Genomic DNA, 24419 nt, shown 5'->3' with positions numbered 1-24419 from the left:
TATCGGAAAGAATGTGAATGTAATCGCATACACGTAAGAAAATTACGTAAGAGTTACATTGGGAAAACGATTCAGCTTAAACGGGGTTTTTTGTCCCTCACCCCAGCCTCTCCCAAAGGGGAGAGGGTTAGGGTGAGGGAAAGAAGTTTAGTGAACCTGCGGATCCGCCGGGGAGGCGTTGTTGCGGATCTCAGCGATATCCATCGAATTGAAAACGTAGTGCGTACCGCAGTAGTCACAGTGCATATCAATTTCGCCGTCTTCCGCCATGATGCTGTCGATCTCTTCGTCCGGCAGGGTTTTCAGCGCGCCAGCACAGCGCTCGCGTGAGCAGGTGCACTTAAATTCCACGGACTGCGGGTCGTAAACCGTCACTTCTTCTTCGTGGTACAGACGCCACAGCACGTCGGTCGCCGACAGGTTGAACAGCTCTTCCGCTTTAATGGTTTCGGTCAGCGTCGCCAGGTGCTCAAAGTCATTGGTCTGTGCGTCCTGCGCAGGCAGAACCTGCAGCAGCATACCGCCCGCAGCAGGCTGACCGTCCACTTCACCAGTGCGGATGAAAAGGCGCGTCGGCAGCTGTTCAGAACGCATGAAGTAATCTTCCAGGCAGGCTGCAAGGGTATCGCCTTCCAGACCCACCACGCCCTGATAGCGCTCACCTTCCTCAGGGGAGATGGTGATCACCAGGTAGCCATTACCCACCAGCGTTTTGAGATCCGCATTTTCAGGCACGTCGCCCTGAACGCGCGCCACGCCGCGCATCTGCTGCTGGTTATTGCCGTTGATCACCGCCAGCGTCATCGGGCCGTCACCCTGCAGCTGCACGGTGATATCACCGGCAAACTTCAGCGTCGCCGTCAGCAGGCTGGTGGCAACCAGCAGTTCGCCCAACAGGGTCTTCACCGGCAGCGGGTAATTGTGGTTTTCCAGAATCTGTTTCCAGGTTTCGGATACGGTGACCAGCTCGCCGCGCACGGCGAATTGTTCAAACAGATAGCGGTGTAATTGGTCGTGTTGGGCCATTTTCATCTCTCGTGCGGGTGAGGTTAATCAGTCTCACCGTGTTTAAATTTCATCAAATCGCGGCGCTCTTTTTTATCCGGTCGCCGGTCCGGGTGGGGCATCGTCAGCGCGTTCATTTTGCGCGCCAGCGCGGTCTTCTCGCGCTTTTCAATGCTCTCCGCCGTCTCTTCATAAAGCAGTACGGCTTCCGCTGCGGGTCGACGCTGTTCGGTAATGGCTTTGATCACTACCGTACGTTCATCGTTGCCCTGACGCAGCGTTAAGGTGGCATTCAGCTCAACCAGCTTGCTCGGTTTGCTGCGCTGGCCGTTGTAATGCACTTTTCCGCCGTCAACCATCTCGCGGGCAAGGGCGCGTGTTTTATAAAAACGCGCTGCCCACAGCCATTTATCCAGTCTTACCCCGTCAGAGGGTTTTTCTTTCATGGCGTCTCCTTCACGGTCAGTGAGGGGATCATCTGGCGGTAGTCGTTCAGTCCCGGGTGGCGCAGATAGCTTTTTTCAGCCAGGCCAGAGTCAGGATTGGTTACGCCCAGACAGTAGCGAATGCCAAACCTTGCGGCAGAATCCAGAATGGGCTCGCTGTCATCAATGAACAGCGTACGTTCTGGCTGTAAACCCGTCTCTTCCTTCACCGCATGCCACAACCGCTGATCCTCTTTCGGATAACCAAATGTGTGGGTGGAAAGTAATAAATCAAGGTGCGACGCCAGGCCCGTATGCTCCAGCTTCACCGCCAGATTATGTGGATGCGCGTTGGTCAGCAAAATACGGCGCTTGCCGCTGGCTTTCAGCGCATCCAGGAAGGGCACGGTATCCTCGCGCAGAACGGCGCGCGGGCCCTGGGCGGTGGTCATGGCACATATATCCAAACCGAGGCGCTCGCTCCAGTAGTCAAGACAGTACCAGTTTAGCGTATGTTGCACCGCGCTATATTGCGAACGAATGAATGCCTGCGCTTCTGCCGGGGAGATCCCCTGCTGCTCGCCATAGGTTTCAGGAACCAGCGTTTGCCAGAAATAGTTATCAAAGGCGAGATCGAGCAGCGTGCCGTCCATATCCAGCAGAACGGTATCTACCTCCTGCCAGGCGATATCAAGATGCATAAGGGGGAACTCCAGCCAGAAGAAACGTGCGCGACAGGGTAGCACATCTTGTCGCGCAACGACGTTATCAGATCAGGCTCTCAGACGAGGGGATCAGCTTTGGATTAAGGCAGTTTTCATAATACTGCTGAATGTCGGCAAGCCGTGTGCGCGAGCGCTGGTAGCGGCGCAGGGCCATAAAGCCGTTCCAGAAAATGGCGGCAAGCATCGCGGTCATTAGCAGAGAGGTGCCGATGTAGCGCCACAGTCCTGCGCTGTCCGGCATTCGGTGCAGGCCGATATGGCGAGTGCCGTTGGCGTCGGTATAAATACTCGTGACAATCCCTTCGGCGCTGAACGGCGTTTGCATCAGCATCTGCGCCAGGCGCTGGAACTGGCTCCACTGTTCCTGCGCCGGGTAATCATAAAGCGCGACCTGCGGGTAGGGCTGATCGACCAGGTCGCTGCCTTCATCGCTTGCTATCACAAAGCCGCCCGGAGCCGGGCTGTTCAGCGCCTGAGCCGCACGGGTAGTCTCGCGCATCATGAACGGCGACGTCGAGGTGGCGACCAGGTTATCCAGAGATTCAGCGCTCACCGGACGCAGCAGCACGTTAACGCCGTCCAGTCGTCCCGCTTCGGCGCGTTTCACCAGCGAGTCCCAGTCTTTACTGTTTCCCAGGTTTACCAGGGCGTTTTTAAGGCGTATGCACTCATCCTGAGAAGAGCATAAATCCTGCGTTTTCAGGACGATGTCACCAAAATCATCCAGCAGAACCATGCCTGATTTCTGAATGGCCGAGCGCAGCGCGGGGCTGACGCGCGAATCATCGTCCGGTTTCGGGTGCAGCTGGCGGTTAACCGTCTGGGTGAGAGCTGTGGCTTTGTTCACCACTTCGGATTCCGGCAGCGGCAGCGGCGGCGCGTCGTTCCAGATAATTTGCGAACAATCGAACGGCATGAACGGCGAGCTCTGACGCGTGTTCCACGCCCCCGGGGTATGAATATTACACATCCCGGTCCCCTTCAGGCGCAGCGTGTCCCCCACGCGTACACCGGCTTCATCCAGTTTGTTGACGCTGGTCGCTTCAATGGTTTGCGCCCCTTTGATCCACGACAGGGTGAATTTAATGGGCATATCCAGCGGCACGAAAAGCAGCAGCATGGCTAAGACCAGCGCGGCGCCGCCGGCAATGACCGTACTGCGCAGCCAGTGCTGAAGCGGGAAATTTTTCACTTCATCATGCAGAGACAGGAAGCGTCCCTGACGCACAACGTGGCGGTCAAGGTAGATATCAATGTCGGTTTTCTGCCCTAGGTCCTGTGCGATCCACGGCTGCCAGTGGCGCGGGTAGATCAGGTCGATAATACCGAGCGAAATATTGTTGAGATGTTCCTGATCGTTTTCACCGAACAGACCCCAGCGCTTTGGCGTCCCGCGCAGGCAGTGGATCTCGCGCAACGAGGTTTTAGCCGGTGGAGCAAAGAGACCCCAAAGCCCACCGGCCAGCAGCAGCACCGCGCCGCCAGCCAGCCAGGGGACAAACACATCCGGCGTGAGCAGGCAGATAAAAAAGAGCAGGAAGGCAGCAACGATTAGAATGGCTTCACGAATGCCGTCCGGGCGGCTCAGGGCATACTCTTCATGCGTTTCCTGGCGAATGTTCAGCAGTTCGATCTGCTCTGTTTCTTCACCACGAATGGACGCCTGCGTTGAACTTGCGCGTTCCAGCGCAAAACGCGGGGCTTCCTGAAGGTATTCATTTAGCGTATGGCCGTTAAGCGAGATAACCAGGGGCAACGAATCGGTGTGAATAAGCTCAACGCTGTTTTCGTCATTAATATATTGCTCCCAGGACGGGGGCAGATGCACTTCGACGGAATCAAGGTAATAGCGCCATTTGTTGGGGTCATCAGTCGTGATGCCGTAGCGCGTGATGGAGCGCGTCACGCAGAGCACGGTATCACTTTGCGCATTAAGCTTGAGCGCGACGGGCGCAGCGGTGGCTCCCGTTGGCCCAGGCGTTAACTGAGTACGGTTCAGGATTTCGAGATAGTTTTCAACCGCATCGCGCTCGTCCTGCGTGAGTTTACGCGTGCTCGCACCCGCAAATGCATTTAAAAAAGGCAGACGATAACGGCGCTGTACGCGGCGCCGATATAACCACCCTGCAACCAACGCGCCGGCCAGCATAGCAGCGAGAACAATCAAAATGGTGCTCATGCTTTCCCCATCTTACTTATCTTCTTACAGGTGTATACCCGTCATACTTCGAGTTGTCTGTGCGTTGGCTTTCCTCGCTCACCTCAGTCACGTACTAATGTACGCTCCTGAGGATTCGCTGCGTCGCCGCCTTCATACAACTCGATTTATTTAGGGTAAAGTCAGTAGCACCTTTACATTGAATGAGAGTCTGTGGCTGGCTATCGGCAAGTATGGAGTCGAACTTGAGCATTCTGAAGCGCATCCCAGTGACCCGTGATGATAGCAAAGCCTGTTATGGCGCGATATCAGCAAATTCCTGGAAACATTTCAACCTCTTGACATTTGTTTTGAATTGAGGATTGATCCCAAATACGTTGCATAAATGTAAATAAAGAACAATTGACATTGCCGAAACCGTGCAGCGTATCGCACAATAACGCCAGTTCTCACTGCTAAGACCCATCAAGATGAGCAAACCACTACAAAAACCCACCATTCTGAATGTTGAAACTGTCGCCAAATCGCGCCTGTTTAATGTCGAAAGTGTGGACCTGGAGTTCAGCAACGGTGTGCGTCGCGTTTATGAACGTATGCGCCCCTCTTCGCGCGAAGCGGTGATGATTGTTCCCATTGTCGACGATCATCTGATTTTGATCCGCGAATACGCGGTGGGAACGGAATCTTACGAGCTTGGGTTCTCGAAAGGACTTATCGACCCGGGTGAAACCGTCTTTGAAGCGGCAAACCGCGAGCTAAAAGAAGAGGTGGGCTTTGGTGCGAATGAGCTTTCATTCCTGAAAAAGCTGAGCATGGCGCCGTCCTATTTTTCCAGCAAAATGAATATCGTGGTGGCTGAAGACCTCTATCCTGAATCGCTGGAAGGGGATGAGCCGGAGCCGTTGCCGCAGGTTCGCTGGCCGCTAGCGCACCTGATGGATCTGCTGGAAGACCCTGACTTTAATGAGGCCCGCAACGTGAGCGCGCTGTTCCTGGTACGGGAATGGCTGAAGGGGCAGGGGCGGCTGTAGTGGCCTGATGCCCTCACCCCAACCCTCTCCCACGGGAAGAGGGAGCAAACACAAAAACGGCAACCAGAGGTTGCCGTTTTGCTTTGTTGTCAGAACAGCTCGTGCGTCTCGCCGTTATCAATAATCTCTGTCCCCACCTCGTGCACCGCCTGCGTGGTTGGCTGCGTGCCCTCGATGAAATACTCTTCGCGGCTATTACCGCCGTTGGCGAGCTGACCGGTGCTGCGGTCGATATTAACCGTCACCACGCCCGGCGGTGGCGTTAACGGCTGCTCCGGCACGCCTTCAAGAACGGACTTCATGTAGGCGTCCCAGGCCGGCTGCGCGCTCTTCGCACCGCCTTCGTAGCCGGAAATCTGATCCTTTATCGCGCCGGAGGCCGTTGTACGACCTAAGTCACGGCGGTGATCGTCGAAACCGATCCAGACCGAGGTCACCACGCCCGGGCCGTAGCCGGAGAACCACGCGTCTTTCGAGCTGTTGGTTGTCCCCGTTTTACCGCCGATATCATGGCGCTGCAAATCACGTCCTGCGCGCCAGCCTGTGCCCTGCCAGCCTGGTTCACCGAAGATGTTGGTGTTCAGCGCGCTTTTGATCAGGAACGACAGCGGCGTGTTGATCACGTGTGGGGCATACTCCGGCGCGCCGGTCTGTGCCACCAGCGACTGGTTAGCCTGCTCAAGCTGCGGCTGCGGCACGACGCCGTTCTGCTGCTCCTGAGACACGGCAGGGTCTTCCATGTCCTTATTCTCAAGCACCTCGGATTTTGGCGTATTGCCATAAATGACCGGAATATCGCAGTCAGGACAGGCAATCTTCGGCTTCGCTTCAAACAGCACGCCGCCCTGATCGTTTTCAATCTTGCTGATGAAGTACGGGTCAATCAGGAAGCCGCCGTTGGCCATCACCGAGTACCCGCGTGCGACCTGAAGCGGCGTAAACGAGGCGGAGCCTAACGCCAGCGACTCGGTGCGAACGATGTTCTGCGCCGGGAAACCGAAGCGCTGCAGATACTCTGCGGCATAGTCGACGCCCATCGCGCGCATGGCGCGCACCATTACCACGTTTTTCGACTGTCCCAGACCCTGACGGAGACGAATAGGGCCGGCATACTCCGCAGGGGAGTTCTTCGGCTGCCAGTCGGAACCGGCACCGGCATCCCAGCGGGAGATTGGCACGTCGTTAAGGATGCTGGCGAGGGTCAAGCCCTTATCCATCGCTGCGGTGTAGAGGAACGGTTTGATATTGGAACCGACCTGACGCAGCGCCTGGGTGGCGCGGTTAAATTTGCTCTGGTTGAAATCAAACCCGCCGACCAGGGCCATGATGGCACCGTTCTGTGGGTTAATAGAGACCAGGGCCGAGTTGACGTCCGGCACTTGTGCCAGCCACCAGGCTTCGCCTACCTTGCGCACCCAGATTTGCTGCCCGGTCTGCACGGCATCGGTCACTTTACGCGGCGTTGCGCCCTGTAGCGTATCCGAGCGGTAAGGACGCGCCCAGCGGATACCGTCCATACGCAGGGAGATGGAGGTACCGTCCGCGAGCGTCGCAACGGCTTCCTGAGGATCGGCCTGCGTGACCACGGCAGGAAGGAGCGGACCATAGGTTGGCAGCGCCTTTAGCGTACTTGTGATTTTTTTGCTGTCCCACGCGCTTTCGCCCACTTTCCAGAGCACGTTTGACGGGCCGCGATAGCCGTGACGCATATCGTAGTCCATCACGTTGTTCCGCACCGCTTCCTGAGCCGCCTGCTGGACTTTACGGGTGACGGTGGTGTACACGCGATAGCCATCTTCATAGGCCTTGTCACCATAGCGATTCACCATCTCCTGGCGAACCATTTCGGTCAGGTAAGGGGACGCGAAGGCGATTTCAGGGGCGTGGTAGTTAGCGTCAATAACATCGTTACGCGCCTGGTCGTACTCGCTCTGGCTGATGTAGCCTTCGCTCAGCATACGTGACAGGACGACGTTACGGCGCGCGGTGGCGCGATCGAGCGAGTAGAGCGGGTTAAAGGTGGACGGCGCTTTCGGCAGACCGGCGATGGTTGCCATTTCGCTTAAGGTGAGCTGCTCAACAGGCTTACCAAAATACACCTGTGCGGCAGCCCCCACGCCATAGGCGCGGTAACCCAGGTAGATTTTGTTGAGGTACAGCTCAAGGATTTCGTCTTTGCTCAGCAGCTGCTCAATACGAATCGCGAGGAACACCTCTTTGATCTTACGTATCAGCGTCTTTTCAGGGCTGAGGAAGAAGTTACGCGCCAGCTGCTGCGTAATGGTACTCGCCCCCTGAGAGGCGTGACCAGAGAACAACGCAATGCTCGCGGCACGGAAAATCCCCACAGGATCGACACCGTGGTGCTCGTAAAAACGGCTGTCCTCCGTGGCGATAAAGGCTTTCACCATCACGGGGGGGATTTGGTTTAAGGTCAGCGGAATACGACGCTTCTCGCCATACTGCGCCATCAGCTCGCCATCGGCGCTATAAACTTGCATCGGGATCTGGAGGCGCACATCGCGAAGCGTGGCGACATCAGGTAGCTGTGGCTCAATATATTTGTATAAACCGTAAATCGAGCCTGCTCCCAGCAGAATGCAACAGACTGCAAGGATGAATAAATACTTTACGAACTTCACCGGAGATTTCCCATTTGGTTTCACTTGGGCAGTTTCTAAACAATCGCGCGGTAGTATAAAGGCAAGCCTGATTCATTGATATAGCCGTCAAGGCGACGGGCGATAAGGAGATCGTGAAGCATGGCTTTCAAAATATGGCAAACGGGCGTTCATATTCAACAGGATAGGGTGCTGATCGTCGCTCTGGCCCGGGAGAAGTTGGGCTGGTGCATGCGCCGCTGGTGGGCGATTCCTCTGGACGAGGGCATCATTCGTGACGGCAAAATTTGTCAGCCAGAACAGCTGGTTGATGCGTTACGCGACTGGCGCAAAACGCTGCCGCACTACCACCGGGTGTTCCTCTCTTTCCCGGCAGCACGCACTCTGCAACGGTCGCTCCCCCGTCCGACCGTTGCGCTGCGCGACAGCGAGCAGCTCTCATGGCTTGGCGCGGCGCTCGCGCGCGAACTGGAGATGTCTGCTGATACGCTCTGTTTCGATTACGCGCAGGATACCTTCAGCAATACCTTTCAGGTGACCGCCGCGCAAAACAACGAGGTTGATACCCTACTGGCGCTGGCGAAAACGCTGCGTTTGCGGCTGATGGCCATTACGCCGGATGCCAGCGCGCTGGCGAATCTTCTTACTGCCGTTGCGCCAGCGACGTGCGTCGCCTGGCGCGACGATCGGCAGTGGCTGTGGGCGATGCGTCACCAGTGGGGACGCCGCTTTACCACAGAAGCCGAAAGCGTGGCCGAGCTGGCGGCGCTGCTGGCGCTTGGTCCGGATGACATCGCGCTGTTTGATAGCCGACGTGACCCGTGGGAAATCCTGGAACGCTGCCAGGCCCCGTTACCGGACTGCGGCGCTGATTATACCGTTGCGCTGGCGCTGGCCATGAGCGAGGTGCCCGGATGAGCATCATGAATTTTCTGCCCTGGCGACAGCAGCGGCGCGTGCGGTGCCTGCGTTTCTGGGGGGCAATGTGTGTCGGCACCGTGCTGTTGATGTTCGCGGTCATTTTCTGCCTGCGGATAAACCCTGTTATGAGGCTGCACGCGCTGCATACGGAGCTGACGGGAATGCAGACCGTGCAGCACGCGCTTGCCTCCCGGCAGACACTCACCTCACAGGCGCAGAGGCCAGCGCAGACACGTCAACGACGCGCATGGCAACCGGTGCTGGAATCCCTTTCCCGCGCCACACCTTCACAGGTCTGGCTGACAGAGCTTCGCTATCAGCCTCCTGCTCTGATGTTGACCGGGTATGCCCTAACCCTGCCGGCCCTGTCTGCTCTGCGCGATGCGCTGGGCCAAATAGCGGGTTTTACGCCCGGAACGGCGGGTGAGCTTCGCCAGGATAGCCAGGGGCGCTGGATGTTCACCCTCCATCTTAAAAGCGAGGGGTAACGCATGGATACCCTGTTAGAACGCTGGTGCGAGAGCCGTCCCTGGTATCGGGTGCTTTTCTGGTGTCTGGTGAGTCTGCTGGCAGGACTGGCCGCGTGGGGCACCTTGCTCAGACCGCTGGACAGGCAGTGTGCTGAACGACAGCGCCAGCTGATTCAGGACGCGAGGACGAACGCGTCGTTATGGCCTGCCGTCAGAAAGGTGCCGTTTCGTACGGAAACAGCGGAAGCACGGGCGCTGACGCCGTTTTCCCCGCTCGATTTTCAGGGCGATAACGCGACGCTGGTTCACTGGAAGCCGCTGCAGAACGGAGGGGAACTGATGCTGGAGGTGGAGTGGCAGGCGCTTCCGGCGCTTTTTTCCCGGCTGGCGCAGCGGGATGTGCAGATCGCCGCTTTCGCGATTGCACCACAGGGTACAGCGTTGCGCCTGCGGCTGGAGCTGGAACATGCGAAATAGCGCGCGATATTTGCTGGTTTGCTCAGCGCTGCTATTGACCGGCATGCGCGATCCGTTTCGCCCGTCGGTCGATCCCTGCGCCATTGGCGAGCTGGCGCAGTGGCGCTATCGCGGCATGGTGGGAGGACAGCAGGCTATCGGCATTTTACAGGATGGGCAAAAGCGCTGGTACCGGCTGAAAACGCATGAGCGCTTCCCGGCAGGCTGGACGATAACAGCCATCAATGAAACGGAACTGGTTGTTGATGTGGGTAACACATGTGCACCAGGAAAATGGACGTGGCAACGAGAAGGAACGGATAAGAATGAATTTACGGATAATGCTGTGGCTGCTGGCGTTCAGCCATCCGCTGTGGGCCGCCGCGCCAAAACCGGTCACGCTGGTGGTGGATGACGTACCTGTCGTGCAGGTGCTGCAGAGCCTGGCCGCACAGGAGAATCGTAATCTGGTGATATCGCCTGATGTCGGCGGCACGCTTTCGCTCAACCTGACGCGCGTCCCCTGGCGGCAGGCGCTACAGACGGTTGTCACCAGTGCTGGCCTCGTTTTGCGAGAGGAGGGCGGCATTTTTTATGTGCATACCGCGGCCTGGCAGCGTGAACAGCAGGAGCGCTCAGAACAGGAGCGGACGCGCCGACAGCTTGATGCGCCGCTGGTGTCTCACAGCATCGCTTTTTCCTATGCCGATGCCGGTGAGCTGCTAAAAGACGCGGAAAAGCTCCTGAGCCCCAAGGGAAGTTTGTCTCTCGACAAACGCACCAACCGGCTGCTGATTCGGGATAACCAGACGGTGGTGGAGACGCTGCAGCGCTGGGCCGCTCAGATGGATATTCCCGTCGAACAGGTCGAGCTGGCGGCGCATATTGTGACCATTAATGAAAAAAGCCTGCGTGAGCTGGGGGTGAAGTGGAGTCTCGCCGACGCCGCCGACGCGGGAAAGGTTGGCCAGCTCACCACGCTGGGCAGCGATCTTTCCGTCGCCAGCGCCACCAGCCACGTGGGTTTTAACATCGGACGGATCGATGGTCGGCTGCTGGATCTGGAACTTTCTGCGCTGGAGCAAAAACAGCAGGTCGATATCATCGCCAGCCCGCGGCTGCTGGCCTCGCATATGCAACCGGCCAGCATCAAGCAGGGGAGTGAAATCCCGTATCAGGTCTCAAGCGGTGAAAGCGGCGCCACCTCCGTTGAGTTTAAGGAGGCGGTGTTAGGAATGGAGGTCACACCGGTGGTCTTACCGGGAGGGCGCGTGCGCCTGAAATTGCACATTAGCGAAAATATGCCGGGACAGGTTCTGCAGCAGGCTGACGGCGAAACGCTGGCGATCGATAAACAGGAGATAGAAACCCAGGTGGAGGTAAAAAGTGGAGAAACGCTGGCGTTGGGCGGAATTTTTTCGCAGAAGAACAAAACCGGCAGCGATAGCGTGCCGGGGCTGGGGAAAATCCCCTGGCTTGGACAGCTTTTTCGCCACGATGGTAAGGATAATGAACGGCGCGAGCTAGTGGTGTTTATTACACCACGTCTGGTCGGTATTCGCTGACGGGTAACGATCCCCGCAATGATTTTGCATTCAGTTTGTTGCAGATGTTTGACGTGGGGCATGAATTAGCATACAAGGAGTACCGATTTGAGTTGGACTTACGTCTTATTACCTTATGCGCCCGACGCGGTGATTTAATCAGTTGCCAAACAAGCCGGAGTATTGAGATAATTTTTAGTCTGACTCTCGCTCTATTGCATATGAGGTTTCAGTTCATGTCCTGCTACGCCGGGTGTCTGCGAAGCGGGGATTACCATTAACGAATAGTCTTAGTAGTACCGATAAAATGGCAGAGAAACGCAATATCTTTCTGGTTGGGCCTATGGGTGCCGGCAAAAGCACTATTGGGCGTCAGTTAGCTCAACAACTCAATATGGAATTTTACGATTCTGATCAAGAGATTGAGAAACGAACCGGAGCTGATGTGGGCTGGGTTTTCGATGTAGAAGGCGAAGAAGGTTTCCGTGACCGAGAAGAAAAAGTGATCAACGAACTCACGGAAAAACAGGGCATCGTCCTGGCAACAGGCGGCGGTTCTGTGAAATCTCGCGAAACCCGTAACCGTCTCTCCGCCCGTGGCGTAGTGGTCTATCTTGAGACGACCATTGAGAAACAGCTCGCACGTACGCAGCGCGATAAAAAGCGCCCGCTGCTGCAGGTTGAAACGCCACCACGCGAAGTTCTGGAAGCGTTGGCCGATGAACGCAATCCGCTGTATGAAGAGATTGCCGATGTGACCATTCGTACTGATGACCAGAGCGCTAAAGTGGTTGCAAACCAGATTATTCATATGCTGGAAAGCAACTGATTCTGGCTTTATATACACTCGCCTGCGGGTAAAAGCATTAAAGGTGGATGTCGCGTCATGGAGAGGATTACAGTTACTCTCGGGGAACGTAGTTACCCTATCACCATCGCGGCTGGTTTGTTTAACGACCCAGCTTCCTTTTTACCACTGAAAGCGGGTGATCAGGCGATGCTGGTCACCAATGAGACTCTGGCTCCGCTTTATCTCGACCGCGTACGCCACCTGCTTGAGCAGGCGGGCGTAAAAGTCGACAGTGTGATTCTCCCCGATGGCGAGCAGTATAAAAGCCTGACGGTACTGGATACCGTCTTTACCGCATTGCTGCAAAAACCGCATGGTCGCGATACAACACTGCTTGCCCTGGGCGGCGGTGTTGTGGGCGATCTGACCGGCTTTGCGGCCGCAAGCTATCAGCGTGGCGTCCGTTTTATTCAAATCCCAACCACGCTGCTATCCCAGGTCGACTCCTCTGTGGGTGGCAAAACGGCAGTCAACCATCCGCTCGGTAAAAACATGATTGGCGCGTTCTACCAGCCCGCATCGGTGGTGGTGGATCTCGACTGTCTGAAAACGCTGCCGAAGCGCGAACTGGCTTCGGGTCTGGCGGAAGTGATCAAATACGGCATTATTCTTGATGGCGAGTTCTTTAGCTGGCTTGAAGAGAATATGGATGCGCTGCTGTGCCTGGATGAGGCTACACTGGCATACTGCATTCGTCGTTGCTGTGAGCTAAAAGCAGAAGTTGTCGCAGCAGACGAGCGTGAAACGGGCTTACGTGCTTTACTGAATCTTGGGCATACGTTTGGCCACGCCATTGAAGCCGAGATGGGTTACGGCAACTGGCTGCACGGTGAAGCCGTCGCGGCCGGTATGGTCATGGCAGCCCGCACCTCTGAACGTCTGGGGCAGTTTAAACCTGAAGAGACGGCGCGGATCATTGCGCTGCTTGAACGTGCAGGTTTGCCGGTAACCGGGCCGCAGGAGATGTCGGCGCAAGCGTATTTACCCCACATGATGCGCGATAAAAAAGTATTGGCAGGTGAGATGCGTCTTGTACTCCCGCTTGCAATAGGGAAGAGTGAAGTGCGCGGCGGAGTGCCGCACGATGTCGTTCTTGGCGCTATCGCTGATTGTCAGCAGGCGTAACAACTAGAAAGGTCAGGCCACTGTAGCCGGTGGTCGTTTAGCTTCAGGTGAAATGCAAAGTCGTTGGCATAAGCCTTTGAGTGGGGTGTTAAATGGATGAATTCAAACCAGAAGACGAGCTGAAACCCGATCCCAGCGATCGTCGTACTGGTCGTTCTCGTCAATCTTCAGAACGTGATAACGAGCCGCAGATCAACTTTGACGATGTTGATCTGGATGCAGACGATCGTCGCCCTTCGCGCAGCCGCAACGCGCACGAAGAGCGAGCAGAAGAGGATTATGAGTCCGAAGAAGATTCAATGGACGAACAGCCTGTAGAGCGTCGCCCGCGTAAACGTAAAAAAGCCGCTGCACCGAAACCGGCTTCCCGCCAGTACATCATGATGGGTCTGGGCGTTCTGGTACTTGTGCTGCTGATTGTCGGCATTGGCTCCGCGCTCAAAGCACCGTCAACGAACTCAACCGAGCAAACAGCTTCCGCTGAGAAGAGCATCAACCTGTCCGGTAACGATGCGACCAATCAGGCGAATGGCGCACAGCCTGCGCCGGGTGCGACTTCCGCAGAGCAGACCGCAGGTAACACCACAGCGCCGCAGGATGTTTCTCTGCCGCCCGTTTCTTCAACCCCTGCTCAGGGTCAGGCACCTGCTACGCCTGAAGGCCAGCAGCGCGTAGAAGTTCAGGGAGATCTGAACAATGCGCTGACGCAGCCGCAGAACCAGCAGCAGGTTGATAACGTCGTGGTTAACTCCACGCTGCCAACTGAGCCGGCAACCGTTGCCCCGATTCGCGGTGGTAACGCTCAGCCACAAATGGCTGCGACAGAAACAAAACCGCGCCAGACGCAAACTGCGACGCGTCCTGAACGTAAGCAGGCGGTGATTGAGCCTAAGCGTGAAACCAAACCTCAGGCAGTCGTAAAAGCGCCTGAAGTGAAAGCCGTACCGGCACAGCCGAAACGCACTGAAACGGCTGCCGTGAGCGAGCCAGCTAAAGCGCAAGTCACGCAGACTGCGCCGAAAGCAACGGCGACCACAGCGGCACCTGCAGCAACGGCTCCAGCAGCCACGGCAACAGCCTCCAGCAGCGCCGCAGGTAAAACTGCAGGTAACGTTGGCTCGATGAAGTCTGCGCCATCCAGCAACTACACGCTGCAGCTGAGCAGTTCGTCTAACTATGACAACCTCAACAGTTGGGCGAAGAAATCAAATCTGAAAGACTATGTTGTTTATCAGACGACCCGTAATGGTCAACCGTGGTATGTGCTGGTCAGCGGCGTTTATTCGTCCAAAGATGAAGCGAAACGTGCCGTAGCGGCACTGCCAGCGGATGTTCAGGCAAAAAATCCCTGGGCGAAGCCGATTCATCAGGTTCAGGCCGATCTGAAGTAATGTTTAAAGCGCAGGATGCTGTCGGAGCTTTCTCCACAGCCGGAGAAGGTGTAATCAGTTAGTCAGCATGAAAAAAAATCGCGCTTTTCTGAAATGGGCAGGGGGGAAATACCCCCTGCTCGATGATATTAAAAAGCACCTGCCAAAAGGCGAGTGTCTAATCGAGCCTTTCGTGGGCGCAGGATCGGTGTTCCTGAACACCGATTTTTCTCGTTATATCCTGGCGGATATCAACAACGACCTAATCAGCCTCTATAACATCGTTAAGCTGCGTACCGAAGAGTATGTCGCAGAGGCGCGCAAACTGTTTACGCCGGAGAATAATCAGCCGGACGTTTACTACCAGTTCCGCACTGAGTTTAATCAGAGTCAGGATCCGTTCCGCAGAGCGTTGCTGTTCCTCTATCTCAACCGACATGGTTACAACGGCCTGTGCCGCTATAATTTGCGCGGGGAATTTAACGTACCGTTTGGTCGCTATAAGCGTCCGTATTTCCCGCAGGACGAGCTGTATCACTTTGCCGAAAAAGCGCAGAACGCAGAGTTTCATTGCCTCTCCTATGAAGAGTGTATGGAGCTGGCAGGCGTAAACTCGGTGGTTTACTGTGACCCGCCTTACGCCCCACTGTCTGCAACGGCGAATTTCACCGCTTATCACACCAACAGCTTCAGCCCAGCCGAACAGGCCCGTCTGGCGGAGATGGCGGAAAAGCTGGTCAGCAAAAGAATTCCGGTGTTAATTTCGAATCACGACACGCCTGATACGCGCGAATGGTACAAAGCCGCGAAGCATTTTCAGGTCAAAGTGCGGCGTAGCATTAGCAGCAACGGCGGCACACGTAAAAAGGTGGACGAACTTCTGGCTCTTTATCGCCCCTGAGCCGTTTTGCCCGCCGGTAAACACATTTCAAGGAGAAGCGGATGAAACAGTTTTTGATTGCTCCCTCAATTCTGTCGGCCGATTTTGCCCGCCTGGGTGAAGACACCGCCAAAGCTCTCGCGGCTGGCGCAGATGTCGTCCATTTCGACGTTATGGACAACCACTACGTCCCTAACCTGACCATTGGCCCAATGGTGCTCAAGGCATTACGTAACTATGGCATTACCGCGCCTATCGACGTTCACCTGATGGTGAAGCCTGTTGATCGCATCGTGCCTGACTTCGCCGCAGCGGGTGCCAGCATCATCACTTTCCATCCGGAAGCCTCTGAACACGTGGACCGCACGCTGCAGCTGATCAAAGAGAATGGCTGTAAGGCGGGCCTGGTGTTTAACCCGGCCACGCCGCTGAGCTATCTCGATTACGTGATGGACAAGCTGGACGTGATTCTGCTGATGTCCGTTAACCCGGGCTTTGGCGGTCAGTCGTTCATTCCCCACACGCTGGATAAGCTGCGTGAAGTGCGCCGTCGCATTGATGAGTCAGGTTACGATATTCGCCTGGAAGTGGACGGCGGTGTGAAAGTGAATAACATTGGTGAAATTGCGGCAGCTGGCGCGGATATGTTCGTTGCAGGTTCGGCAATTTTCGACCAATCGGATTACAAAAAAGTCATTGATGAAATGCGCCGTGAGCTGGCGAAGGTAAGTCATGGATAAATTGCAGGCAATTCGGGGTGTGGCATTCGACCTCGACGGTACGCTGGTTGACAGCGCGCCGGGCTTAACGAGCGCTGTAGACCAGGCGCTGTACGCGCTTGAACTCCCCGTTGCGGGTGAAGAGCGCGTGGTAACGTGGATTGGCAACGGCGCCGATGTTCTGATGGAGCGCGCGTTGACGTGGGCGCGTCAGGAGCGCGCGTCGCAGCGTTCCGCGCAGGGTAAACCGAGCGTTGACCACGCTGACATCCCTAAGGATGAGCAGCTGCGGATTCTGCGCAAACTGTTCGATCGTTTCTATGAAGAGACCGTCGAGGAGGGCAGTTTCCTGTTCCCGGACGTTCAGGAAACGCTGAGCGCGCTGCACGCGAAGGGCATCCCGCTGGGGCTGGTGACCAACAAACCAACGCCGTTCGTTGCACCGCTGCTCGAAGCGCTTGATATCGCGAAGTATTTCTCCGTGATTGTGGGCGGCGACGATGTGCAGAACAAAAAACCGCATCCGGAACCGCTGTTGCTGGTGGCAGGAAAATTATCCTTAACGTCTGCAGAGCTGCTCTTTGTCGGGGATTCACGCAATGATATTCTGGCTGCCCGAGCGGCTGGGTGTCCTTCCGTCGGATTAACCTATGGCTACAACTACGGTGAAGCCATCACGCTAAGTGAGCCGGATGTGGTCTTCGACCACTTCAAAGATTTGTTGCCCGCACTCGGGCTTTCGCACAGTGAACATCAGGAATTGAATAATGACTAAGCCCATCGTTTTTAGTGGCGCACAGCCTTCAGGTGAATTGACCATTGGTAACTACATGGGGGCGTTACGTCAGTGGGTCAGTATGCAGGATGAGTACCATTGCATTTACTGCATCGTCGATCTCCATGCGATTACCGCGCGTCAGGATCCTGAGAAGCTGCGTAAAGCCACGCTGGACACCCTGGCGCTGTACCTGGCCTGCGGCATCGATCCTGAGAAGAGCACCATTTTCGTTCAGTCTCACGTGCCGGAGCACGCGCAGCTGGGCTGGGCGCTGAACTGCTACACCTATTTCGGCGAGCTGAGCCGCATGACCCAGTTCAAGGATAAATCCGCGCGCTACTCTGAAAACATCAACGCCGGTCTGTTCGACTATCCGGTGCTGATGGCTGCAGACATCCTGCTGTATCAAACCAACCAGGTGCCGGTAGGTGAAGACCAGAAGCAGCATCTGGAGTTGAGCCGCGATATCGCCCAGCGCTTTAACGCGATTTACGGCGATGTGTTCAAAGTGCCGGAGCCGTTCATTCCGAAGTCCGGCGCGCGCGTGATGTCGCTGCTGGAGCCGACCAAGAAGATGTCCAAGTCTGACGATAACCGCAACAACGTTATCGGCCTGCTGGAAGATCCGAAATCCGTCGTCAAAAAGCTCAAGCGCGCGGTCACCGACTCCGACGAGCCGCCTGTGGTGCGCTACGACGTGCAGAACAAAGCGGGCGTTTCCAACCTGCTGGATATCCTCTCCGGCGTGACCGGCCAGAGCATCCCTGAGCTGGAAAAACACTTCGAAGGCAAGATGTACGGCCACCTGAAAGGTGAAGTGGCAGATGCCGTTTCCGGCATGCTGACCGAGCTGCAGGAGCGTTATCACCGCTACCGTAACGACGAAGCTTTCCTGCAGAAGGTGATGAAAGACGGCGCGGAAAAAGCCAGCGCGCGCGCGTCCGAAACCCTGAAAGCGGTGTACGAAGCGATTGGGTTTGTTGCGAAGCCTTGAGTCTGCTTGCCGGGTAAGTGTTAGCGCCACCCGACTAAAAACCACACTCTCCAAATTAAAAAACCGGGATATCCCGGTTTTTTTTACGCCTGATAAACGCTTACTGCTCCGCCGCCGGGCCGCAACCGCCGATGATCTTCGAAATGGAGATCGCCGGGTGCAGCAGGTAATCGTAGCTGCAGTTATTTTTGGTGTTCTGTACATGACCGGTACAGGCAGTCAGAGTCGATAACAGGCCAACCAGAACGGCGGCTTTTGCCAGTTTGAACATACGCATTCCTTGTCTTAAAAACGAAAGTTGGATGTAACTCAAGGGAATAAAGGGAGAAATTCCACTTCGGGGCGGTATGTTATCGACAGCGGTAAGAGGGGAGTAGTCCGCATAAGGACTACTCCGCAAAGGAAGAATATGCGTTAGTGATTCGAGAACCAGTTCAGCTTATCGCGCAGCTCAACCACGCGACCTACCACAATCAGCGCCGGGCTTTCGACCTGCTGCGCAAGCTTGCCGAGCTGCGTCAGTACACCATTCACCACGCGTTGCTTGATGGACGTACCGTTTTCCACCAGCGCAACCGGCATATAAGCCTCCATGCCGTGCTCCAGCAGCTTCGCCTGAATCGTCGCGGCCTGGTTCAGCCCCATGTAGAAGACCAGCGTTTGCTTTTCAGCGGCCAGGTTATGCCAGTCCAGCTCGCAGCCGGTTTTCAGATGGCCCGTCACCAGACGCACGCTTTGGGCATAGTCGCGGTGGGTCAGCGGAATGCCAGAGTAAGCCGAGCAGCCGGATGCCGCCGTAATGCCCGGCACCACGGAGAACGGGATCCCCGCGTCACACAGGGTTTCCAGCTCCTCGCCGCCGCGACCAAAGATAAACGGATCGCCACCCTTAAGGCGCACCACGCGCTTACCTTTCTGCGCCTCGCGCAGCAGGATCTGGTTAATCTCCTCCTGCGGCACGCAGTGGTAGCCCGCCCGTTTACCCACGAAGACGCGGTCGGCATCGCGGCGTACCAGGTTCATGATGTCATCGGAGACCAGGCGATCGTAAACCACGGTATCGGCCTGCTGGATCTGCTGTAGCCCTTTCAGCGTCAGCAAGCCCGCATCGCCGGGGCCTGCGCCCACCAGCACCACTTCGCCGCGATGGTCCAGCGGCTCGCTGAGCAGCTGTTCGGTCGTCTCTTCAACGGCCTTGGTGTCCTGATTCGCCAGTGACTGCGCCAGCCTGTCGTTCACAAAGAATTTTTCCCAGAAGCGACGGCGCTCGCCAACGGTCGAGAAGGTTTGCTTCACGCGGGAGCGGAGCTGCCCGGCGTAATGCGCAATCTGACCAAGGTGCTGCGGCAGCACGGCCTCCAGTTTTTCCCGCAGCAGGCGTGCGAGAACCGGCGAGCGTCCGCCGGACGATACCGCGATAATCAGCGGCGAGCGGTCGATAATCGACGGCATGATAAAGCTGGCCTCTTTCGGCGCATCGACCACGTTGCAAAAGATACGGCGCGCTTCGCAGGCATCGCTCACGCGCTGGTTCACTTCATCGTCATCCGTCGCGGCAATGGTCAGCCAGCAGGTATCCAGCAGGGACTCATCAAATTCTCCCTGTTCCAGCGTGAGCATCCCTTCCTGAGCCCAGACCTCAAACTGTGGGGCGAAGGCAATGGCGTTAACGGTCAGTCGGGCGCCAGCCTCTAACAGCAGGCGCGCTTTGCGTTCAGCCACATCGCCGCCGCCCACGAGCAGGCAGTCGCGGTTGCGTAATTGACAAAAAATCGGCAGGTGATCCACGACGTTACCTCGCAGCATTCATGGAGGGGGTAAGAATTGACGTCAGGATAACAGCAGGAATCGTACAAAACATACGGTTTTTCCTGCCGTTACCCATAAGGGGTCATAAGCTTTTCGTATTGAAAAGGCGGGGGATTAGCCTTTCAGCTGCACCTTGCCGTCCTTCACGCGAACGTCATAGTGCTTCACTGAATGACTCTCATCTTCCATGCAGTAGCCGTCGCTTAAGCGGAAACGCTGTTTTTTCAGCGGGCTGGCGACCCACAGTTCGCCCTGGTGCTCGGCAATCAGTCCGCGGGAGAGCACGCTGGCCTCGAAGAACGGGTCGATATTGCTGATGGCAAAGACCTCTTCATCGTGGCGAGGGCGGAAAATCGCAACCTGCTCGCTGCCCAGCAGCGCGCATACGCCGGTGGCCGGGATGATGTCGTTAATATCGCAAATGTTTATCCACTGGCTCATGCGTTTTCCTCCACCAGCGTGACCGGAATACGTTCATACGGTGTCGCCGGACGATGCTGTTCACGCTCCGGCACAACCTGTACGTTCGGGTCGCGCTGGGCGCTGTTGATGAAGTGTTTGAAGCGCGTCTGCGCCGCCGGGGTGTTGACGGTTTCCGTCCATTCGCAGATCACCGCCTCGCGCAGGCGCGCCATCTCGGCTTCCAGATGCTCGTTCAGGCCCAGCTTGTCGTCGATGATCACCGCTTTCAGGTAGTCGATGCCGCCTTCCAGGTTATCGAGCCAGGAGGCGGTACGGGTCAGCTTATCGGCGGTGCGGATGTAGAACATCATGAAGCGGTCGAGATACTGAATCAGCGTGTCGCGATCGAGATCCGCCGCCAGCAGGTCCGCGTGGCGTGGCTTCATCCCGCCGTTGCCGCAGACGTACAGGTTCCAGCCTTTCTCGGTGGCGATAATACCCACGTCTTTACCCTGCGCTTCCGCACATTCGCGGGTACAGCCGGAGACGCCAAACTTCATTTTGTGCGGGGTGCGGATGCCTTTGTAGCGGTTTTCCAGCTCCACGCCGAAGCCCACGCTGTCGCCCACGCCGTAGCGGCACCAGGTGCTGCCCACGCAGGTTTTCGCCATGCGCAGCGCTTTGGCATACGCGTGACCGGTTTCGAAGCCGGCTTCAATCAGCTGACGCCAGATTTCCGGCAGATCGTCTTTCTGCGCGCCAAACAGGCCGATACGCTGGGAGCCGGTGATTTTGGTGTACAGGTTAAATTCACGCGCAACACGACCCACGGCCACCAGCCCTTCCGGCGTGATTTCGCCCCCGGCGGAACGTGGAATAACGGAGTAGGTACCGTCTTTCTGGATGTTCGCCAGGAAGTTATCGTTGGTGTCCTGCAGCGGCGTATGCTCGGGCTTGAGCACGTACTCGTTCCAGCAGGAGGCCAGCAGGGAGCCGACTGTCGGTTTACACACTTCGCAGCCGTAGCCCTGGCCGTGCTTCGCCAGCAGCTCGTCAAAGGACTTAATGCCCTCCACGCGGATCAGGTGGTACAGCTCCTGGCGAGAATACGCGAAGTGCTCGCACAGGTTGTTGTTCACTTCGATGCCCTGTTTTGCCAGCTCGGCGTTCAGCACCTGAGTGACCAGCGGAATACAGCCGCCGCAGCCGGTACCGGCTTTGGTCTCCGCTTTAAGCGCCGCCACGGTGTGGCAGCCTTTGTTGATGGCGGAGATCAGCATGCCTTTGGTGACGTCGAAGCAGGAGCAAATCTGCGCGCTGTCCGGCAGTTTATCCACGCCGATAGACGGCTTGCCGCTGGCGGCGTGCGCCGGGAGGATCAGCGCGTCCGGGTTTTCCGGCAGTTCGATGGCGTTCAGCACCAGCTGGAGCAGGTTGCCGAAATCGCTGGTATCGCCCACCAGCACCGCGCCGAGCAGGGTTTTGTTGTCCTGGCTGACGATAAGACGTTTGTAGACTTCTTTGCTTTCGTCGAGATAGACATAGCTGCGGGAATTCGGGGTGCGGCCATGCGCATCGCCAATACCGCCCACGTCCACGCCCAGCAGCTTCAGCTTGGCGCTCATGTCTGCACCGGTAAACGCGTTTTCGCTGCCGAGGATATGGTCCACGGCGACCTGCGCCATTTTGTAGCCCGGTGCCACCAGGCCGTATACGCGGTTGTTCCAGCTGGCGCATTCGCCAATCGCGTAGATATCCGGATCGGAGGTCTGGCATGTGTCGTTGATCATGATCCCGCCGCGCTGCGCCACGGCCAGACCGCACTGGGTCGCCAGCTTGTCGCGCGGGCGAATACCGGTTGAGAAGACGATGAAGTCCACTTCCAGCTCGCTGCCGTCGGCAAAGCGCATGGTTTTGCGCGCTTCAGTACCTTCCTGAACGATCTCTTTGGTGTTTTTGCTGGTGTGAACCTTCACGCCCATACTTTCGATTTTACGGCGCAGCTGGTCACCGCCCATGTGGTCCAGCTGTTCGGCCATCAGCATCGGGGCAAATTCGATGACGTGGGTTTCAACGCCGAGGTTTTTCAGCGCGCCTGCCGCTTCCAGACCCAGCAGACCGCCGCCGACAACCGCACCGCGTTTGCTTCTGCGCGCGCAGGACTCAATGGCGTTGAGGTCTTCAATGGTACGGTAGACGAAGCAATCCTGAGTTTCCGAGCCTTTGATCGGCGGGATCCACGGATAGGAGCCCGTCGCCATGATCAGCTTGTCGTAAAAAACCGTACGTCCGGCGCTGGAGTGGATCACTTTTTCCTGACGGTTGATGGTGATAGCGCGTTCGCCCACCAGCACTTTTACGCCATGCTTCTCGTAGAAACCTTCGCGCACCAGAGAGAGCTCTTCGGCGGTATGATGGGAGAAGTAGGAAGACAGGTGCACACGGTCGTACGCCTTGCGGGGTTCTTCACAGAACACGGTAATATCGAACTGCTCAGCATCGGCCTTATCGAGAAGATCCTCGATAAAGCGGTGGCCGACCATGCCGTTACCGATGATAGCGAGTCTGACTTTGCTCATTATTGCCTCGATTTCTTTTCTATTATTGCCTACCTTAACGATTCAGCAGGGGCGCTTATTGATGCAAATCAAATACGTCTTCGCCTACTCCTTAGGTGGTATGCGACTGATTTGTCAGGATTTTTATAAGTGGCGGAAATCGCAGGCTTTTCGCGCTCGTTGAATTTGTGTACAAATCAGGGGCGGTTTTGCCAAAATCGATACGCCTGAATATCAGCGGCGTTTTTTAGGGGAAGGGTATGTCTACAACACCGTTATGGCTTGTTCAGAATGTTCGTTTACCGGGTCGGGAAGGGCTGTGGCAACTCGCCATTGAGAACGGTCAATTTGGTGACATTACCCCAATGGACGACACCCACGCCGAAAGTTATGAAGTATTGAACGCGCGCGGCGGGCTGGCTATCCCGCCGTTCATTGAGCCGCATATCCATCTTGATACGACCCAGACCGCGGGTGAGCCGAACTGGAACCAGTCCGGCACGCTGTTTGAGGGCATTGAGCGCTGGGCGGAGCGCAAGGCGTTGCTCAGCCATGAGGATGTCAAAGCGCGCGCCTGGAAAACGCTGAAGTGGCAAATTGCCAACGGCATCCAGTTTGTCCGTACCCATGTGGATGTCTCCGACCCGACGCTCACCGCCCTTAAGGCGATGCTGGAGGTGAAGCAGGAGGTTGCCCCGTGGGTGACGCTGCAAATCGTCGCGTTCCCGCAGGAAGGTATTCTCTCTTACCCGAACGGCGCGGCGCTGCTGGAAGAGGCGTTAAGGCTGGGGGCCGACGTGGTGGGGGCGATCCCACACTTCGAGTTCACCCGCGAGTATGGCGTGCAGTCGCTGCATATCGCTTTTGAACTGGCGAAGAAGTATGACCGTCCGCTGGATATCCACTGCGATGAAATCGACGACGAACAGTCGCGGTTTGTCGAGACGGTGGCAACGCTGGCGTATGAGGCAGGCATCGGTCCGCGCGTGACGGCCAGCCACACCACCGCCATGCACTCCTACAACGGCGCTTACACCTCGCGGCTCTTCCGTCTGCTGAAAATGTCGGGGATTAATTTCGTCGCCAACCCGCTGGTCAATATCCATCTGCAGGGACGCTTTGATGACTATCCGAAGCGCCGCGGCATCACCCGGGTGAAAGAGCTCCAGGAAGCGGGCATTAACGTCTGCTTCGGCCATGACGACGTCTTCGACCCGTGGTACCCGCTCGGCACCGGCAACATGCTGCAGGTGCTGCATATGGGGCTGCACGTCTGCCAGATGATGGGCTATCCGCAAATCGACAGCGGCCTGAATCTCATCACCCATAACAGCGCCCGTACCTTCGGCCTGAGCGATTACGGTATTGCCACGGGGAACCCGGCGAACCTGATTATTCTGCCTGCGGAGAGCGGGTTTGAAGCGGTGCGCTGTCAGGTGCCGGTGCGCTGGTCAATTCGTCAGGGACGGGTGATCGCCACGACGCAGCTGGCGCAGACCTGGATCCAGATGGATATCGGAGGAGAAGAGGTAAGTTTTGCCAGAAACAGCCCCTCTGCCGAGCGCAAAGGGGCGTAGG

Annotated in this window: 23 protein-coding genes; 14 read left to right on the top strand and 9 right to left on the bottom strand. The window is 56.8% G+C overall.

Annotation, left to right across the window (positions count from 1 at the left end; translation table 11 throughout):
- Window positions 1-147: 147 nt before the first annotated feature.
- The 4 genes from hslO to F0320_RS20010 all read right to left on the bottom strand — a co-directional run bounded on the left by hslO (window position 148) and on the right by F0320_RS20010 (window position 4334).
- On the bottom strand, window positions 148-1032 hold the full coding sequence (gene hslO / locus F0320_RS20025; RefSeq protein ID WP_161495995.1) for an Hsp33 family molecular chaperone HslO: 885 nt from the start codon (window positions 1030-1032) through the stop codon (window positions 148-150).
- Window positions 1033-1049: 17 nt separating this feature from the next.
- On the bottom strand, window positions 1050-1451 hold the full coding sequence (gene hslR, locus F0320_RS20020) for a ribosome-associated heat shock protein Hsp15 (RefSeq protein WP_029740483.1): 402 nt from the start codon (window positions 1449-1451) through the stop codon (window positions 1050-1052).
- The gene (gene yrfG / locus F0320_RS20015; protein ID WP_032641117.1) at window positions 1448-2131 is read right to left on the bottom strand and encodes a GMP/IMP nucleotidase; all 684 of its coding nucleotides are present in this window, start codon (window positions 2129-2131) and stop codon (window positions 1448-1450) included. Before yrfG ends, hslR begins: the two co-directional genes overlap by 4 nt.
- 67 nt (window positions 2132-2198) lie before the next feature.
- A complete protein-coding gene (locus tag F0320_RS20010) occupies window positions 2199-4334 on the bottom strand; it encodes an intracellular growth attenuator family protein (RefSeq protein WP_126330640.1) in 2136 nt (711 codons plus the stop codon).
- Between the two features lie 449 nt (window positions 4335-4783).
- Between F0320_RS20010 and nudE the strand changes: the two genes are divergently transcribed.
- Window positions 4784-5344 (top strand): ADP compounds hydrolase NudE, encoded by a 561-nt coding sequence (gene nudE / locus F0320_RS20005; RefSeq protein WP_008503041.1) that lies wholly within the window; start codon window positions 4784-4786, stop codon window positions 5342-5344.
- Between the two features lie 89 nt (window positions 5345-5433).
- Here nudE and mrcA read toward each other — a convergent pair whose 3' ends face one another.
- Complete coding sequence (mrcA, locus tag F0320_RS20000) at window positions 5434-7986, bottom strand: peptidoglycan glycosyltransferase/peptidoglycan DD-transpeptidase MrcA (RefSeq protein WP_185807265.1); 2553 nt, start codon at window positions 7984-7986, stop codon at window positions 5434-5436.
- A gap of 120 nt (window positions 7987-8106) precedes the next feature.
- Here mrcA and F0320_RS19995 point away from each other — a divergent pair, with 120 nt between their 5' ends.
- The 12 genes from F0320_RS19995 to trpS all read left to right on the top strand — a co-directional run bounded on the left by F0320_RS19995 (window position 8107) and on the right by trpS (window position 18072).
- A complete protein-coding gene (locus F0320_RS19995; RefSeq protein WP_126330644.1) occupies window positions 8107-8883 on the top strand; it encodes a DNA utilization protein HofM in 777 nt (258 codons plus the stop codon).
- Window positions 8880-9374 (top strand): PilN domain-containing protein, encoded by a 495-nt coding sequence (locus F0320_RS19990; RefSeq protein ID WP_126330646.1) that lies wholly within the window; start codon window positions 8880-8882, stop codon window positions 9372-9374. The genes F0320_RS19995 and F0320_RS19990 overlap by 4 nt, the downstream gene beginning before the upstream one ends.
- Window positions 9375-9377: 3 nt before the next feature.
- On the top strand, window positions 9378-9833 hold the full coding sequence (locus F0320_RS19985; protein ID WP_126330648.1) for a HofO: 456 nt from the start codon (window positions 9378-9380) through the stop codon (window positions 9831-9833).
- Window positions 9823-10227, top strand: coding sequence for a HofP DNA utilization family protein (locus tag F0320_RS19980; protein WP_126330650.1), 405 nt, complete (start codon window positions 9823-9825; stop codon window positions 10225-10227). Before F0320_RS19985 ends, F0320_RS19980 begins: the two co-directional genes overlap by 11 nt.
- Window positions 10154-11377, top strand: coding sequence for a DNA uptake porin HofQ (gene hofQ, locus F0320_RS19975; protein WP_233443247.1), 1224 nt, complete (start codon window positions 10154-10156; stop codon window positions 11375-11377). The genes F0320_RS19980 and hofQ overlap by 74 nt, the downstream gene beginning before the upstream one ends.
- A gap of 286 nt (window positions 11378-11663) precedes the next feature.
- A complete protein-coding gene (gene aroK, locus F0320_RS19970; protein ID WP_003861630.1) occupies window positions 11664-12185 on the top strand; it encodes a shikimate kinase AroK in 522 nt (173 codons plus the stop codon).
- 57 nt (window positions 12186-12242) lie between these two features.
- Window positions 12243-13331 (top strand): 3-dehydroquinate synthase, encoded by a 1089-nt coding sequence (aroB, locus tag F0320_RS19965; protein ID WP_033146810.1) that lies wholly within the window; start codon window positions 12243-12245, stop codon window positions 13329-13331.
- 92 nt (window positions 13332-13423) lie between these two features.
- A complete protein-coding gene (damX, locus tag F0320_RS19960; protein ID WP_126330654.1) occupies window positions 13424-14722 on the top strand; it encodes a cell division protein DamX in 1299 nt (432 codons plus the stop codon).
- A 67-nt stretch (window positions 14723-14789) separates the two neighbouring features.
- On the top strand, window positions 14790-15602 hold the full coding sequence (gene dam / locus F0320_RS19955) for an adenine-specific DNA-methyltransferase (protein ID WP_033146808.1): 813 nt from the start codon (window positions 14790-14792) through the stop codon (window positions 15600-15602).
- 41 nt (window positions 15603-15643) lie between these two features.
- Complete coding sequence (gene rpe, locus F0320_RS19950; RefSeq protein ID WP_126330656.1) at window positions 15644-16321, top strand: ribulose-phosphate 3-epimerase; 678 nt, start codon at window positions 15644-15646, stop codon at window positions 16319-16321.
- Entirely contained in the window at window positions 16314-17075 is a 762-nt protein-coding gene (gene gph, locus F0320_RS19945; protein WP_126330659.1) for a phosphoglycolate phosphatase, read from the top strand. The genes rpe and gph overlap by 8 nt, the downstream gene beginning before the upstream one ends.
- Window positions 17068-18072, top strand: a complete 1005-nt coding sequence (trpS, locus tag F0320_RS19940; protein WP_032662284.1) for a tryptophan--tRNA ligase — start codon at window positions 17068-17070, stop codon at window positions 18070-18072. Before gph ends, trpS begins: the two co-directional genes overlap by 8 nt.
- A gap of 100 nt (window positions 18073-18172) precedes the next feature.
- Here trpS and F0320_RS19935 read toward each other — a convergent pair whose 3' ends face one another.
- The 4 genes from F0320_RS19935 to nirB all read right to left on the bottom strand — a co-directional run bounded on the left by F0320_RS19935 (window position 18173) and on the right by nirB (window position 22862).
- Entirely contained in the window at window positions 18173-18343 is a 171-nt protein-coding gene (locus F0320_RS19935) for a YhfL family protein (RefSeq protein WP_047646835.1), read from the bottom strand.
- Between the two features lie 143 nt (window positions 18344-18486).
- A complete protein-coding gene (gene cysG / locus F0320_RS19930) occupies window positions 18487-19860 on the bottom strand; it encodes a siroheme synthase CysG (protein WP_126330661.1) in 1374 nt (457 codons plus the stop codon).
- Window positions 19861-19995: 135 nt separating this feature from the next.
- Window positions 19996-20322, bottom strand: a complete 327-nt coding sequence (gene nirD / locus F0320_RS19925) for a nitrite reductase small subunit NirD (protein WP_126330663.1) — start codon at window positions 20320-20322, stop codon at window positions 19996-19998.
- Complete coding sequence (nirB, locus tag F0320_RS19920) at window positions 20319-22862, bottom strand: nitrite reductase large subunit NirB (protein ID WP_126330665.1); 2544 nt, start codon at window positions 22860-22862, stop codon at window positions 20319-20321. The genes nirD and nirB overlap by 4 nt, the downstream gene beginning before the upstream one ends.
- Before the next feature lie 239 nt (window positions 22863-23101).
- Here nirB and F0320_RS19915 point away from each other — a divergent pair, with 239 nt between their 5' ends.
- Window positions 23102-24418 carry a cytosine deaminase gene (locus tag F0320_RS19915; RefSeq protein ID WP_126330667.1) on the top strand — a complete coding sequence of 439 codons (1317 nt, stop codon included), beginning with the start codon at window positions 23102-23104 and terminating at the stop codon, window positions 24416-24418.
- The last annotated feature ends 1 nt before the right edge of the window (window position 24419 follow it).

Origin of the sequence: Enterobacter dykesii, from assembly GCF_008364625.2 — a bacterium.
Classification (GTDB): Bacteria; Pseudomonadota; Gammaproteobacteria; order Enterobacterales; family Enterobacteriaceae; genus Enterobacter; species Enterobacter dykesii.
Note: the sequence above shows the minus strand (reverse complement) of the source record. Positions and strands in the feature narration are given on the sequence as shown.

What these genes read in the sequence shown, in the direction of transcription:
- gph (WP_126330659.1), top strand. Translation starts at nt 16,314, where the DNA reads ATGGATAAATTGCAGGCAATTCGGGGTGTGGCATTCGACCTCGACGGT.
- nirB (WP_126330665.1), bottom strand. Translation starts at nt 22,862, where the DNA reads ATGAGCAAAGTCAGACTCGCTATCATCGGTAACGGCATGGTCGGCCAC.
- hofQ (WP_233443247.1), top strand. Translation starts at nt 10,154, where the DNA reads ATGCTGTGGCTGCTGGCGTTCAGCCATCCGCTGTGGGCCGCCGCGCCA.
- hslR (WP_029740483.1), bottom strand. Translation starts at nt 1,451, where the DNA reads ATGAAAGAAAAACCCTCTGACGGGGTAAGACTGGATAAATGGCTGTGG.
- hslO (WP_161495995.1), bottom strand. Translation starts at nt 1,032, where the DNA reads ATGAAAATGGCCCAACACGACCAATTACACCGCTATCTGTTTGAACAA.
- trpS (WP_032662284.1), top strand. Translation starts at nt 17,068, where the DNA reads ATGACTAAGCCCATCGTTTTTAGTGGCGCACAGCCTTCAGGTGAATTG.
- aroK (WP_003861630.1), top strand. Translation starts at nt 11,664, where the DNA reads ATGGCAGAGAAACGCAATATCTTTCTGGTTGGGCCTATGGGTGCCGGC.
- dam (WP_033146808.1), top strand. Translation starts at nt 14,790, where the DNA reads ATGAAAAAAAATCGCGCTTTTCTGAAATGGGCAGGGGGGAAATACCCC.
- F0320_RS19980 (WP_126330650.1), top strand. Translation starts at nt 9,823, where the DNA reads ATGCGAAATAGCGCGCGATATTTGCTGGTTTGCTCAGCGCTGCTATTG.
- nirD (WP_126330663.1), bottom strand. Translation starts at nt 20,322, where the DNA reads ATGAGCCAGTGGATAAACATTTGCGATATTAACGACATCATCCCGGCC.
- yrfG (WP_032641117.1), bottom strand. Translation starts at nt 2,131, where the DNA reads ATGCATCTTGATATCGCCTGGCAGGAGGTAGATACCGTTCTGCTGGAT.
- F0320_RS19915 (WP_126330667.1), top strand. Translation starts at nt 23,102, where the DNA reads ATGTCTACAACACCGTTATGGCTTGTTCAGAATGTTCGTTTACCGGGT.
- aroB (WP_033146810.1), top strand. Translation starts at nt 12,243, where the DNA reads ATGGAGAGGATTACAGTTACTCTCGGGGAACGTAGTTACCCTATCACC.
- damX (WP_126330654.1), top strand. Translation starts at nt 13,424, where the DNA reads ATGGATGAATTCAAACCAGAAGACGAGCTGAAACCCGATCCCAGCGAT.
- F0320_RS19995 (WP_126330644.1), top strand. Translation starts at nt 8,107, where the DNA reads ATGGCTTTCAAAATATGGCAAACGGGCGTTCATATTCAACAGGATAGG.
- F0320_RS19990 (WP_126330646.1), top strand. Translation starts at nt 8,880, where the DNA reads ATGAGCATCATGAATTTTCTGCCCTGGCGACAGCAGCGGCGCGTGCGG.
- F0320_RS19935 (WP_047646835.1), bottom strand. Translation starts at nt 18,343, where the DNA reads ATGTTCAAACTGGCAAAAGCCGCCGTTCTGGTTGGCCTGTTATCGACT.
- nudE (WP_008503041.1), top strand. Translation starts at nt 4,784, where the DNA reads ATGAGCAAACCACTACAAAAACCCACCATTCTGAATGTTGAAACTGTC.
- F0320_RS20010 (WP_126330640.1), bottom strand. Translation starts at nt 4,334, where the DNA reads ATGAGCACCATTTTGATTGTTCTCGCTGCTATGCTGGCCGGCGCGTTG.
- F0320_RS19985 (WP_126330648.1), top strand. Translation starts at nt 9,378, where the DNA reads ATGGATACCCTGTTAGAACGCTGGTGCGAGAGCCGTCCCTGGTATCGG.
- rpe (WP_126330656.1), top strand. Translation starts at nt 15,644, where the DNA reads ATGAAACAGTTTTTGATTGCTCCCTCAATTCTGTCGGCCGATTTTGCC.